This window comes from Specibacter cremeus (assembly GCF_003946885.1).
GTDB classification, from domain to species: domain Bacteria; phylum Actinomycetota; class Actinomycetes; order Actinomycetales; family Micrococcaceae; genus Specibacter; species Specibacter cremeus.
The window spans coordinates 12,153-23,970 of record NZ_RWKQ01000028.1; the positions used below are offsets into that span (position 1 = coordinate 12,153).

At 69.5% G+C, this 11,818-nt stretch carries 13 protein-coding genes; 9 read left to right on the forward strand and 4 right to left on the reverse strand.

Going from position 1 to position 11,818, the window contains the following annotated elements; translation table 11 throughout:
- Positions 1 to 8: 8 nt before the first annotated feature.
- A complete protein-coding gene (locus EJC77_RS11975) occupies positions 9 to 821 on the reverse strand; it encodes an HAD family hydrolase (protein ID WP_125612897.1) in 813 nt (270 codons plus the stop codon).
- A gap of 106 nt (positions 822 to 927) precedes the next feature.
- Between EJC77_RS11975 and EJC77_RS11980 the strand changes: the two genes are divergently transcribed.
- Both EJC77_RS11980 and EJC77_RS11985 read left to right on the forward strand, forming a co-directional pair.
- Positions 928 to 1,212, forward strand: a complete 285-nt coding sequence (locus EJC77_RS11980) for a glutaredoxin family protein (RefSeq protein ID WP_125612899.1) — start codon at positions 928 to 930, stop codon at positions 1,210 to 1,212.
- 109 nt (positions 1,213 to 1,321) lie between these two features.
- Positions 1,322 to 2,020, forward strand: coding sequence for a redox-sensing transcriptional repressor Rex (locus EJC77_RS11985; protein ID WP_125612901.1), 699 nt, complete (start codon positions 1,322 to 1,324; stop codon positions 2,018 to 2,020).
- Between the two features lie 55 nt (positions 2,021 to 2,075).
- Here EJC77_RS11985 and EJC77_RS11990 read toward each other — a convergent pair whose 3' ends face one another.
- From EJC77_RS11990 to EJC77_RS12000, 3 genes are all read right to left on the reverse strand, one after another.
- Positions 2,076 to 2,810 (reverse strand): DUF6264 family protein, encoded by a 735-nt coding sequence (locus tag EJC77_RS11990; protein WP_125612903.1) that lies wholly within the window; start codon positions 2,808 to 2,810, stop codon positions 2,076 to 2,078.
- 132 nt (positions 2,811 to 2,942) lie between these two features.
- Positions 2,943 to 3,383 (reverse strand): hypothetical protein, encoded by a 441-nt coding sequence (locus tag EJC77_RS11995; RefSeq protein ID WP_125612905.1) that lies wholly within the window; start codon positions 3,381 to 3,383, stop codon positions 2,943 to 2,945.
- 201 nt (positions 3,384 to 3,584) lie between these two features.
- The gene (locus tag EJC77_RS12000) at positions 3,585 to 4,142 is read right to left on the reverse strand and encodes a YceI family protein (protein WP_125612907.1); all 558 of its coding nucleotides are present in this window, start codon (positions 4,140 to 4,142) and stop codon (positions 3,585 to 3,587) included.
- A 199-nt stretch (positions 4,143 to 4,341) separates the two neighbouring features.
- Here EJC77_RS12000 and EJC77_RS12005 point away from each other — a divergent pair, with 199 nt between their 5' ends.
- The 7 genes from EJC77_RS12005 to EJC77_RS12035 all read left to right on the forward strand — a co-directional run bounded on the left by EJC77_RS12005 (position 4,342) and on the right by EJC77_RS12035 (position 11,817).
- Entirely contained in the window at positions 4,342 to 5,004 is a 663-nt protein-coding gene (locus EJC77_RS12005) for a histidine phosphatase family protein (protein WP_125612909.1), read from the forward strand.
- 110 nt (positions 5,005 to 5,114) lie between these two features.
- On the forward strand, positions 5,115 to 5,717 hold the full coding sequence (locus tag EJC77_RS12010; RefSeq protein ID WP_240630182.1) for a TlpA family protein disulfide reductase: 603 nt from the start codon (positions 5,115 to 5,117) through the stop codon (positions 5,715 to 5,717).
- A 15-nt stretch (positions 5,718 to 5,732) separates the two neighbouring features.
- Entirely contained in the window at positions 5,733 to 6,488 is a 756-nt protein-coding gene (locus EJC77_RS12015; RefSeq protein WP_125612911.1) for a cytochrome c biogenesis CcdA family protein, read from the forward strand.
- 33 nt (positions 6,489 to 6,521) lie between these two features.
- Positions 6,522 to 8,255, forward strand: coding sequence for a cytochrome c biogenesis protein ResB (gene resB, locus EJC77_RS12020; protein ID WP_125612913.1), 1,734 nt, complete (start codon positions 6,522 to 6,524; stop codon positions 8,253 to 8,255).
- Positions 8,255 to 9,331 carry a c-type cytochrome biogenesis protein CcsB gene (gene ccsB, locus EJC77_RS12025; protein ID WP_125612915.1) on the forward strand — a complete coding sequence of 359 codons (1,077 nt, stop codon included), beginning with the start codon at positions 8,255 to 8,257 and terminating at the stop codon, positions 9,329 to 9,331. Before resB ends, ccsB begins: the two co-directional genes overlap by 1 nt.
- 179 nt (positions 9,332 to 9,510) lie before the next feature.
- Positions 9,511 to 11,280 carry a phage tail sheath family protein gene (locus EJC77_RS12030; RefSeq protein ID WP_205787209.1) on the forward strand — a complete coding sequence of 590 codons (1,770 nt, stop codon included), beginning with the start codon at positions 9,511 to 9,513 and terminating at the stop codon, positions 11,278 to 11,280.
- Positions 11,281 to 11,289: 9 nt separating this feature from the next.
- Positions 11,290 to 11,817 (forward strand): phage tail protein, encoded by a 528-nt coding sequence (locus EJC77_RS12035; RefSeq protein ID WP_125612919.1) that lies wholly within the window; start codon positions 11,290 to 11,292, stop codon positions 11,815 to 11,817.
- Position 11,818 lies beyond the last annotated feature (1 nt).

The window sequence follows — 11,818 nt, forward strand, 5'->3', positions numbered from 1 at the left end:
GACACGCCCTAATGCCGGCGCATCCTCGTGAAGCCCTTCCACAGCCCGTAGACGATCCCGGCGCCGGTGGCGGCCCGCAACCCGAACGTGGCGGCCCGGCGCCCGGACCGGAAATCGTACACCGGCCAGTTTCGCTCCCGCGCATGCCTGCGCAGCTTCGCGTCCGGGTTGATGGCCACCGGATGGCCGACGGCGCTGAGCAGCGGCACGTCGTTGAATGAGTCGCTGTACGCCCAGCAGCGGGCCAGGTCCAGGCCCTCCCGTTCGGCCAGTTCCCTGACGGCCGTCGCCTTCGCCGGCCCGTGCAGGATCTCGCCGACGAGCTTGCCCGTGTACTCGCCGTCGACGATTTCCGGAATCGTGGCCAACGCGCCGGTCAGGTCCAGACGCTCCGCGATGACGGCGGCGACCTCGATGGGCGTGGCCGTGACCAGCCACACCCGCCGGCCGGAGCGCAGGTGCTCCTTCGTCAGGGCGCGCGTGCCGGGCCAGATCTTCGACTCGATCATCTCGTCGTAGACTTCCTGGCCGAGCAGGGCGACGGATTCGACGCTGATCCCGCGGGCCAGCTTCTGTGCCGACTCACGGATCGAATGGACGTCCTCGAGGCTTTCGCCGCGCAGCACAAACGTGGCCTGCTTCCACGCGAAGCCCGCGGCGTCGCGCAGCGTGAACGCCTTTTTCTGGTACATCTTCCGGGCCACGTGGAACAGGCTGGCACCCTTCATCAACGTGTTGTCGACGTCAAAAAAAGCGGCCTCGCCCGGACGTATCGACACCGCCGGAAGAAGGCCGGCATGTTCCATCGTCACGTCGGGCATGCACTGAGTCTAGTCAATTCCGGCGAACCCTCGTGGTGGCGCGCACCATGCGGGCCAACGGCGGGCGCCATTGGGGTGAATTCGTTTCCGGGGATACCGTGGTGGCATGGAGAACGAAGCCGCGGCCACGGGACCGCTGCCCGAGCTGGTGCTGGTGACGAAGACCGGCTGTCACCTGTGCGAGGACGCCCGCGCCGTCGTCGCCGGCGTCAGCGCCGCCGTCGGCCTGCCCTGGACGGAGCGGCTGATTGACGACGACGCCGCGCTCGCCCGCCGCTTCGCCGAGGAGGTTCCCGTGGTCCTGGTCGACGGCGTGCAGCGAGATTTCTGGCACATCGACGCGGCCCGGCTGACCCGCATCCTGACCGAGGCCATGGGATCGGGGCACTGAACCCGGCACGGTCCTTTTGTTGCGCGCCGAACACGGCCCTAGAGTATTGGGTAGGCTGGCGTTGACGGACCGATCCGTCCGTTGCGCGGCCTGGATACTTGGAGTTTCAATGGTGACCGACGCGAACATCCCGGACGAACCGGGGCACCTGGCCCCCCAGCTGCCGCCTGCCACGGTGTCGCGGCTGACGCTGTATCTGCGTGCGCTCAACGCACTGCTGGCCGACGGCGTGGAACGCGTCTCGTCCGAGGCGCTGGCCGAGTATGCGGGTGTAGGGTCGGCGAATGTGCGCAAGGACCTGTCCCACCTCGGCTCGTACGGCACCCGCGGGGTCGGTTACGAGGTGGATCCGCTGAACCGGAAGATCGCCCACGTGCTGGGGCTGACGCACGAATGGCGCGTGGCCATCGTCGGTGCCGGCAACCTGGGCCGGGCGCTGGCCGGCTATGCCGGCTTCGAATCGCGCGGCTTCGACATCGTGGCCCTGTTCGATGCCGACCAGATGGTGATCGGCACGGAGGTCGGCTGGCTGCGCGTGAGCGACGTCGCCGACCTGGAACCGATCCTGGCCCGCACGCGCGCCAACATGGCGGTGCTGGCCCTGCCGGCCGGCGCCGCCCAGAACGTGGCCGACCGGGTCGTGGCCGCCGGCGTGCACAGCATCCTCAGCTTTGCGCCCGTGCTGTTGCAGGTCCCCGACCATGTGAACCTGCGCAAGGTCGACATGGCCACCGAGCTGCAGATCCTCGCCTACCACGCCCAGCGCCTGCAGGAGCCCGGCCTGGACGAGGGCCGCCCGGGCGCGTAGCCGGGCCCCCCGAACAACGCCCCCGCACTTTTCGGCCCGGGGAGGCCACAAGGCGCTAGTATCGCGGCGGCGTCGGGCGGGTGAAGTACTCCTTGGCGGGGGATCGGTAGAGCATGGCGACGCCGACCACGCCCAGCCCGATCTGGATGACCGCCAGGAAGTTCGGCTGCAACAGGGCGATCAGCGAGATGGCCGCCAGCACGGTGGAGACGATGCGGGCCCAGTTCCGACCCCTGCGAATTGACGTGGCCATCCAGAAATACAGGACGGCGCCGACCAGGCTCAGGGCGGTGGCGATGACCAGCACGCTGGTCAGCAGCGCCGGATCCGTCAGGGCGGCCTCCAATTGCGGGTCGCCGGCGGCGGCCGCCTTGAACGCCTCCCGCAGCACCGACTGCGCGGCCGGGGCGAACATGGAGAACACGAGGACGACCGTTGACACGGCCTGTAGGACGCCCGCGATCGTGATGAGCCGCGCCGCCAGCCGCACGCGTGCCGGCGGCTGCCCGGGTGCCGGTCGGGTCCACTGGCCGGGGTGACTCGCGCCTGGCGGCTGGAACGGGGGCTGGTAGGGCGCCGGCGGCACGGGCGCCGACTGCTGGCCGGGCGGCCGCCACCCCTCCGGGGCGTACTGTCCGTAGCGAGGCACGCCCGGGGCGATCTCGCCGTAGGTGCCGGGGCGGCGCGGCGGCTGGGCATCCGGTTGCGGGTCCGGCTGGGCACCCGCGCTGGAGCCGGCGGCCGGGTCGGTGCCGGGCGGGTCGTGGGGCGGGATGTCGGGTGTGCTCATCGCGGCGGTCCTGGGTCGTGGGATCGGGGAACCGTGGATCGCGGTGTGCCCCGGCATGACGCGAGAGGGCCGCGACACGGCCTGGTTCAACCCTATCGCGGCCACCTTGGCGTTTGCCCGCCCCGGGCGGGCTCAGGTGGCCCGCCCGTGCCCCTCAAGCCATGCGGAGGACTCCGGCAGCCACATCAGGATCGTGGCCACGACGCCGAGCAGGCCGGTGCCGGCGCCGAAGAATGTCAGCACGATGGTCAATGCGGCGATGACGCTCAGCGCCATGCGGGCCCACTGCCGGCCCTCCTTCAGTTTCAACAGGAGAACCAGGATCGCCGCAATCAGGGCCAGCGACACGATTGCCGAGGCCAGGCCGCGGCCACTGAACGTGAAGAGCGAGATCAGGAACAGGAAGAACGTGCCGATGAGCCAGAAGCCGGCCGAGACCAGCCACAGGATGTAGGAGATCTTCAACAGCGATGGCAGCCCGCGGACACTGAACAACCCGGAGAATCCGCCGCCGGGCAACCGGCCCAGCCGGTCCGGCCGGCCGGGATCCGGGAAGGCATGGGGATCACTCATGGGCCAACAGTAGACCCGCCGCGCGCAGAAACCAATGGGCGGTAGATGCTGGAAATCCGCGGGTCTCGCTCCCCAGCCGCTCCCCGCCCTCGCAAGCTCGGACGGGGCCCCTCGCGGCCGTGGGCCCAGGCTCGACCACCGCGAGTCTCGACGGGCTCGACCACCGGTGGTCGAGCCCGTCGAGACCCATTCGGGGAGGGGTCAGGCGGCCTTCACGAAGGCGACGTCCAGCGTGATCGTGACCTTGTCGCTGACCAGCACGCCGCCGGCTTCCAGCGCCGCGTTCCAGGTCAGGCCGAACTCCTTGCGGCTGATGACCGTCTTGGCCTCGAACCCGGCGCGGGTGGCGCCGAACGGGTCCACGGCCACGCCGTTGAACTCGCCCTTGAACACGACGGGCTTGGCGATGCCGCGGATGGTCAGCTCGCCGGCCAGCTCGAACGCGTCGTCGTCGATGGACACGGAGTTGGAGGCGAAGGACAGGGTCGGGTGCGTCTCGACGTCGAAGAAGTCGGCGCTGCGGACGTGCCCGTCGCGGCCCTCATCGCCCGAAGAGAAGCTGGCGGCCTGGATGGTGGCCGTGACGGACGATTCCTCGGCCGTCTCGCCCAGCTCCAGGGAGGCGGCGATATCGGTGAACTTGCCGCGGACCTTGCTGATGCCGGCGTGGCGGACGGTGAAGCCGACCTCGCTGTGTGCGGCGTCGAAGGTCCAGGCGCCTGCGGCGAGTCCGGTGGTTTCAATGGCGGTGGCGGTCATGGTCGTCTCCTTGGCTAAGTGGAAAGTGTTGTTCCAGGCCGGGTCTGTCCGGCCTTCACGGGGTACAAGCATGCGTTTGCATCTACTATTCCCGACTCGGCAAACTTTTTTGAAAGTTTCCCGGACCGCGCCGCGGCCCGGCGTTTCTGGGAGTTGCCTGATTAACCCGAACCCCGCCAACTCTGGGAAACTGGGAGGCATGCCCCGAGTCACTGTCCACCTCCTGCGCCACGGTGAGGTATTCAACCCCGACCGCGTGCTGTACGGCCGGCTCCCGGACTTCCACCTCTCCGAGCGTGGCCAGGCGATGGCCGCCATGGTCGCCGATCACTTTGCGCAACTGCGGAACGACGGCGGCGCGCCCGTCTACCTTGTCGCCTCACCGTTGACGCGGGCACAGGAGACGGCGGTGCCCACGGCCGAGGCGTTGGGCCTCGACATTGCGACCGACCCCCGCATCATCGAGGCGGGAAATCACTTCGAGGGCCTGGTCGTGACGCCGCGGGAGCTGCTCAAGCCGCGGCATTGGCCGTACTTCCGCAACCCACTGCGCCCGTCCTGGGGCGAACCCTACGCGGCCCAGGCGGAACGCATGCTGGCGGCGGCGCGCGACGCCCGTCGTCGTGCCCTTGAACTGGGCGGCGACGGCGCGCAGGCCGTCATGGTCAGCCACCAGCTGCCCATCTGGGCGACCCGCCGGCGCGCCGAGGGCAAGCGCCTGTGGCACGACCCGCGCCGGCGCGAATGCACGCTCGCGTCGCTGACCAGCCTCACGTTCGACGGCGACGACGTGGTCGGCGTGCAATACAGCGAACCGGCCGCGGCCCTGCTGCCCGGCGCCGCCACCACCCCGGGAGCCTGATGGCGGCCCGGGTGTGGACTCACAGGTTTTCGACGTAAAGTAGAAGATCGATGTGCCCCGGACCCGGCGGCCACCAGTACCCCACAGTGTTTATGGATATGGACCAATTCGTGACTTCCTCCATCAGCCGCAGAGGCCTGCTCGCAGCGACCGGCGCCGCCCTCGCCCTCGGGCTGGCCGCGTGCGCGTCCACGGATCCGCTGGCGAAGCAGGCCAACGCCGGGGACGGAAAGAACTACATCGCCGGCGACGGGTCCGTGACCGAGTACAAGGCCGCCGACCGCAGGCAGGTCACCGGCCTCACGGGCACGCTCTTCGACGGCACCAAGGTCGACTCGGCCTCGTTCACCGGCCACATCACCGTCCTCAACCTCTGGTACGCGGCCTGTTCGCCGTGCCGGGCGGAGGCGCCCGGCCTGCAGGCACTGCACACGGAATTCGCGCCGCAGGGCGTGCAGTTCTATGGCGTGAACATCCGTGACGAGAAGGCCACGGCCGAGGCGTTCGACCGCACGTTCGGGTTGACGTACCCAAGCTTCAACGACAAGGACGGCGGCGTGCTGCTCGCGCTGACCCGGTACGGCGTGCCGCCGGCGGCCGTGCCCACCACGCTCGTGCTGGACAGGCAGGGCCGCATCTCGGCCCGGATCCTCGGCCAGGCCGACAAGGGCACACTCAGGGCGCTCATCACCACCGTGGTCGGCGAGAAGTAGCGCACCGGTCCGGCCATGAACAATCCCTTCGCCCAGACGGTGCTCAGCGGCTCCATGCTGCTGGCCCTGCCCGTGGCCCTGCTGGCGGGGCTGGTGTCGTTCGCCTCGCCGTGCGTGCTGCCGCTGGTGCCCGGGTACCTGGGTTACGTCAGCGGGCTGACGGGCGCCGACCTGGCGACGCGGCGGCGCGGGCGCATGGTGGCCGGGATCGGGCTGTTCGTGCTCGGCTTCTCGGTCGTGTTCATGCTGATCGGTGCCGTGTTCGGGCAGCTCGGCGCCTGGTTGAAGGGGCCCGACGCCGCGTGGGTGACACAGTTGCTCGGCGTTGTGGTCATCATCATGGGCGTCGTGTTCCTGGGCGGCTTCTCCTGGCTCCAGAACGAGGCGAAGGTGCACAACAGGGCCCCGGCCGGCCTGTGGGGGGCGCCGGTGCTGGGCATCACGTTCGGGCTCGGCTGGGCCCCGTGCACCGGCCCCACGCTCGGCGCCGTGCAGGCACTCGCGTTCTCCGACGGTTCCAGCGCCGCCCGCGGGGCGTTCCTGACGTTCGTGTACTGCCTGGGCCTGGGCCTGCCGTTCCTGTTCATCGCGCTCGGCGCGCGGCGCGGGCTCGGGGCGCTCGCGTTCTTCCGCACGCACCGGCGCGGCCTGCAATGGTTCGGCGGCGGCATGCTGATCGTGTTGGGCCTGCTGATGGTCACGGGCCTGTGGGGCACCTGGATCAACCAGCTGCAATTCTGGTTTGCCAATGAAGTGACCCTGCCCATTTAAAGACAATGCCAATCTAAAGACAATGCCAATCTGATGGAAAAGAACCCGGTGAAAGAAGCACGGAAGACCAAGCCCGCCGCCGACGACGTCGCGCTGCCCGCCCTCGGGTTCGTCGGCAGCCTGCGCTGGGCGTGGCGCCAGCTGACGAGCATGCGCACGGCCCTGTTCCTGCTGTTGCTGCTGGCCGTCGCGGCCGTGCCCGGCTCGATGTTCCCGCAACGGGGGCAGGACGCCGCCAAGGTCACCGCATACCTGCAGGAGCACAAGACGGCCGGGCCGATCATGGACTGGTTCAAGCTCTTCGACGTTTTTTCCTCGCCGTGGTTCGCCGCCATCTACCTGCTGCTGTTCGTGTCCCTCATCGGCTGTGTGGTGCCGCGCGCGAAGGTGCACTACAAGGCCATGCGCTCGGCGCCGCCGCGCACGCCCAAGCGGCTCTCGCGACTGGCCGAGTACGGAACCCTCGAGATCCCGGCCGCGCACGGCGTCGACGCCGCGGCCGCCGTGCGGGATGCCGCCGCCGTGCTCAAGAAGCGCCGCTACCGGGTCGAGGTGCGCGACGGCGAGCGGCCGTCCGTCGGCGCCGAGATCGGCTTCATGAAGGAAGTCGGCAACCTCGTGTTCCACGTGTCCCTCATCGGCGTGCTGGCCGCCGTCGCCTGTTCCGGGCTATTCGGCTACTCCGGCCAGCGCATCGTCGTGGAGGGGGACACGTTCGTGAACACGCTGGTCGGGTATGACACGTTCAAGCCCGGCACGTACTTCAACGAGAACCAGCTGGGGCCGTACTCGATCACGCTGGACAAGCTGACGGTCAAGTACGACCGCGAATCCAAGGCCCACTACGGGCAGCCGCTGGACTTCAACGCCACGCTGACCACGAAGGACTCGCCGACGGCCGCGCCGGTGCAGCAGACGCTGAAGGTCAACGACCCCGTCTCGATCGGCGGCACCAACGTCTACCTGGTCGGGAACGGCTACGCGCCCGTCGTGACGGTCCGCGACGGCGCCGGCAAGGTCGCGTTCCAGGGCCCGGTCGTCGCCGTCCCGACCGACGGGGCGTACACGTCCCTCATGGTCATCAAGGTCCCGGACGCGAAGCCGAGCCAGCTCGGCTTCGTCGGGTTCTTCCTGCCCACGGCGATGCTGAACGACAAGGGGCTGGCGGTCGGCTCCGACCCCGACCCGTTCAACCCGCAGCTGAACCTGAACTCGTTCTACGGCGACCTCGGCCTGGACGGCGGCATCCCGCGCAACGTGTTCACGCTGGACACCTCCGGCATGAAGCAGCTCAACGGCCGCAACCTCAAGCCCGGCGGCATCGTGCTCGGCCCGGGCGGGAAGTACACCCTGCCCGAGGGCAAGGGCTCCATCAGCTTCGACGGCCTCAAGCGCTACGCGGCGCTCGACGTCCGCCACGACCCCGGCCAGGTCTACGTGCTCATCTTCGCCGTGCTGGCCCTGGCCGGGCTGGTCGCCTCGCTGTTCCTGGGCCGCCGGCGCGTCTGGATCCGCACGGGCAACCACCCGGACGGGCGCACCATGGTCGAGTACGGGCTGCTGGCCCGCGGCGAGGACCACCGGCTGGCCGGCGAGGCCGTCGCCATCGGCAAGGCGCTGCGCGCCACGTGGGTGGTGCCGGAGACCGCCGCGGCGGATGATGGTACGGGGGCGCCGCAAGACAACTCGCAGGACAACTCGCAGGACACTTCGCAGGACCACCGAGAATCGACACGGGACGCCGCCACGGCGGGTAAGGATCTCTAATGCCACCGATCAATGAGAGTTTTGCGTTGCTGAGCGAACGGTTCATGCTGGTCGCCGGGATCGCCTACGCGGTCGCGTTCGTCGCGTTCGCCTGGGACCTGATGACGTATTCCAAGACCACGCGGAAGGTGGCGGCCACCAGTGCGGCCGCGTCCGGCCAGGTGGTGCGGGACCGCCAGCTGGCCGGCGTCGGCGCCGCCATCCTGGGTGTGGGCCCCGCCGACATTGCCGAGCGCCCCAGCAGCAAGCGCCACGACGGCGCGCCGGCCGACGGCGTCACGGCCGGCGACTCGATGCGCTACGCCGGCCCGCGCCGCGCCGTGGCCCGCGTGGCCGTGGCGCTGACGCTGCTCGCCGTCGCCGCCAACGGCGCCGGCGTCCTGTTCCGCGGACTGGCCGCCGGGCGCGTGCCGTGGGGCAACATGTACGAGTTCTGCACCACCGGCGGCTTCCTGGTCAGCGCCGTGTTCCTCGTCGTGCTCATCCGTCGCGACCTGCGCTTCCTTGGCGTGTTCGTCACGGGCCTGTCGCTGCTCATGCTCGCGGCCGCCTCGGTGTCGTTCTGGACCCCGGCCGGGCATCTGGTCCCGGCACTGCAGAGCTACTGGCTCGTCATCCACGTCTCCATCGCCGTGCTGTCCTCGGCCCTGTTCACGCTCACGTTCGCCATGTCCGTGCTGCAACTGATCCAGTCGCGCCGTGAGGGTGCCATCGCCGGTGGCAGGGATGACAGGCTGCCGTTCATGCGCCTGGTCCCCACGGCGCTGAGCCTGGAGAACATGTCCTACCGAATCAACGGGATCGCGTTCGTCGGCTGGACGCTGACATTGATGTTCGGCTCGATCTGGGCCGAAAAGGCGTGGGGCCGGTTCTGGGGCTGGGACACCAAGGAGGTGTGGACGTTCGTCATCTGGGTGGTGTTCGCCGGCTACCTGCACGCCCGCGCCACCCGTGGCTGGACCGGCACGCGTGCCGCCTGGCTCTCGATCGTCGGCTACCTGTGCGTGGTCTTCAACTTCACGATCGTGAACGTCTACTTCTCCGGCCTGCACTCGTACGCCGGCGTCGGCAGCTGACCCGCTGCTTCGTCGACTCGTCGATCGGGAACCCCTTCCCATTGACACTACGCGGTGTCCGCGCGCACCATGAACAGTGATTGGGTGACGTACTTTCACATTCACCGTTGAGGGCCCTGGGGGCAGGGCCCCAACGGTATCGGTATTCAATCGATACTCTGGCGGGGGTCACAATGCCAGTGACAACGAGTTATCCGGGCGTTTACGTCCAAGAGATCAGCAGCGGCGTCCGCACCATCACCGGGGTCGCGACGTCCATCACGGCCTTCATCGGCCGGGCCGTGCGCGGTCCGACGGACACCCCGGTCACCATCAACAGCTATGCCGACTTCGAGCGGACGTTCGGTGGGCTCTGGGCGCAGGCCACCCTCGGGTACGCGGTGCGCGATTTCTACCGCAACGGCGGCAGCCAGGCGATCATCGTGCGGCTGTTCCACCCGCTGTTCGCGAACGACGGCGACCGCGCGGCGGCGGTCGCGGCGGCCGCGGCCGTGGTCAAGGCCGCGACGGACGAGGCCGCCAAGGCCGGATCGACGCCGGCGACCGTCGCCGTGGCGGCACAGACCGCCGCCGGCACGTACACGACCGACCCGGCCATGGGCGTGGCCCAGGCGATCGCGGCGGCAGCGACGGCGGCCTCCACGGCCTCCGGTGCGACCGTCGACACGGTCGTCGCGGCCGCCCAGGCGGCGGCGGAGACGGCCACGGCACCGGACTTCGCGTCCCTGACCGTGTCCGGGCTCGGCCTGCGCGCCCTGTACCCCGGCGCCTGGGGCAACGGCCTGCAGGCGACCATCGACCAGGACGTCACAGGTCCGGACGCGGCCAACCTGTTCAACCTGTCCGTGCGCGACGGCGCCACGGGCAGGGTCGAGGTCCACCGGAATGTCTCGGTCACCCCCGGGCACACCCGCCTCGTCGACGCCGTGCTGAAGAACGAATCCACGCTCGTCGCCGCCGTCACCCCGCTGCCCGCCACGCGCCCGGCGGCGGCCGCCGATGTGGGTGTCGCTGCCGCCGACGCGGCCACCGACGGCGGGCCGATCGACACGGGCGATTTCACCGGCACCGGAAAGCAAGCCGCCAAGCAGGGCCTGTACGCGCTGGCCGACGCCGACCTGTTCAACATGCTGTGCATCCCGCCGTTCACGGTCGACGGCGACATGGACTACGGCGGCCTGTTGCCGGACGCCGTGGCGTACTGCGAGGCGCGCCGGGCCATGCTGCTGGTCGACCCGCCCGTCGCGTGGACCACGAAGGACGCGGCCAAGCAGGGGGTGGCCACGCTGGGCACCACCAGCGCCAACGCGGCGCTGTATTTCCCCCGGTTGACCGAGGTGGACCCGCTGCGCGGCAACGGCCGCTACGACGTCGTGCCGTGCGGGGCCGTCGCCGGGATCTACGCCCGCACGGATTCGGCCCGCGGCGTGTGGAAGGCGCCGGCCGGGCTTGATGCGACCGTCAACGGCGTCGTGGCCCTCTCCGTCCCGCTCAACGACCCGGAGAACGGCGAGTTGAACCCGCTGGGCGTGAACTGCCTGCGCACCCTGCCCGCCGCCGGCACCCTCGTGTGGGGTGCCCGGACCCGGGCCGGCGACGACCGGCTGGCCTCCGAATGGAAGTATGTGCCGGTGCGCCGCACCGCCCTGTACATCGAGGAGAGCCTGTATCGGGGCACCCAGTGGGTCGTGTTCGAGCCGAACGACGAACCGCTGTGGGCGCAGATCCGGCTGAACATTGGGGCGTTCCTGCACAACCTGTTCCGCCAGGGCGCTTTCCAGGGGGCCAAACCGGCGGACGCATACTTCGTCAAGTGCGACAAGGAGACGACGACGCAGAACGACGTCGACGCCGGCATCGTCAACATCGTGGTCGGCTTCGCCCCGCTCAAGCCGGCCGAGTTCGTCATCATCACCCTCCAGCAGATCGCTGGGGCGGTCCAGGCCTAGGGGGGCATCATGGCCCAGTTCAGCGTCAACGCCCAACGCTTCGACCCGTACAAGAACTTCAAGTTCCGCATCAAGTGGGACGGCCGGTACGTGGCGGGCGTCAGCAAGGTCGGCGGGCTCAAGCGCACCACCGAGGTCGTCAAGCACCGCGAGGGCGGAGACCCGTCCTCGAGCCGCAAGTCTCCCGGGCGCACCGAGTTCGACGCCATCACGGTCGAGCGCGGCGTCACGCACGACGTGGAGTTCGAGGCGTGGGCGAACAAGGTGTGGAACTTCGGCGCGGGCCTGGGCGCCGAGGTCTCGCTGAAGGACTTCCGCAAGGACATCATCCTGGAGGTCTACAACGAGGCCGGCCAGCTGGCCCTCGCCTACAACATCTACCGGTGCTGGGTGTCCGAGTACCAGGCGCTGCCGGACCTGGACGCCAATGCCAACGCCGTCGCCATCTCGCACATCAAGCTGGAGAACGAGGGCTGGTCGCGGGATCCCGCGGTGCCCGAGCCGGCCGAGCCGTCGTTCAGCGGCCTCACCGGGTGAG

Bases quoted from the DNA above. Each gene is read 5' to 3' on its own strand.
- EJC77_RS11975 (WP_125612897.1), bottom strand. From the start codon at position 821: ATGCCCGACGTGACGATGGAACATGCCGGCCTTCTTCCGGCGGTGTCG.
- EJC77_RS11980 (WP_125612899.1), top strand. From the start codon at position 928: ATGGAGAACGAAGCCGCGGCCACGGGACCGCTGCCCGAGCTGGTGCTG.
- EJC77_RS11985 (WP_125612901.1), top strand. From the start codon at position 1,322: ATGGTGACCGACGCGAACATCCCGGACGAACCGGGGCACCTGGCCCCC.
- EJC77_RS11990 (WP_125612903.1), bottom strand. From the start codon at position 2,810: ATGAGCACACCCGACATCCCGCCCCACGACCCGCCCGGCACCGACCCG.
- EJC77_RS11995 (WP_125612905.1), bottom strand. From the start codon at position 3,383: ATGAGTGATCCCCATGCCTTCCCGGATCCCGGCCGGCCGGACCGGCTG.
- EJC77_RS12000 (WP_125612907.1), bottom strand. From the start codon at position 4,142: ATGACCGCCACCGCCATTGAAACCACCGGACTCGCCGCAGGCGCCTGG.
- EJC77_RS12005 (WP_125612909.1), top strand. From the start codon at position 4,342: ATGCCCCGAGTCACTGTCCACCTCCTGCGCCACGGTGAGGTATTCAAC.
- EJC77_RS12015 (WP_125612911.1), top strand. From the start codon at position 5,733: ATGAACAATCCCTTCGCCCAGACGGTGCTCAGCGGCTCCATGCTGCTG.
- resB (WP_125612913.1), top strand. From the start codon at position 6,522: ATGGAAAAGAACCCGGTGAAAGAAGCACGGAAGACCAAGCCCGCCGCC.
- ccsB (WP_125612915.1), top strand. From the start codon at position 8,255: ATGCCACCGATCAATGAGAGTTTTGCGTTGCTGAGCGAACGGTTCATG.
- EJC77_RS12035 (WP_125612919.1), top strand. From the start codon at position 11,290: ATGGCCCAGTTCAGCGTCAACGCCCAACGCTTCGACCCGTACAAGAAC.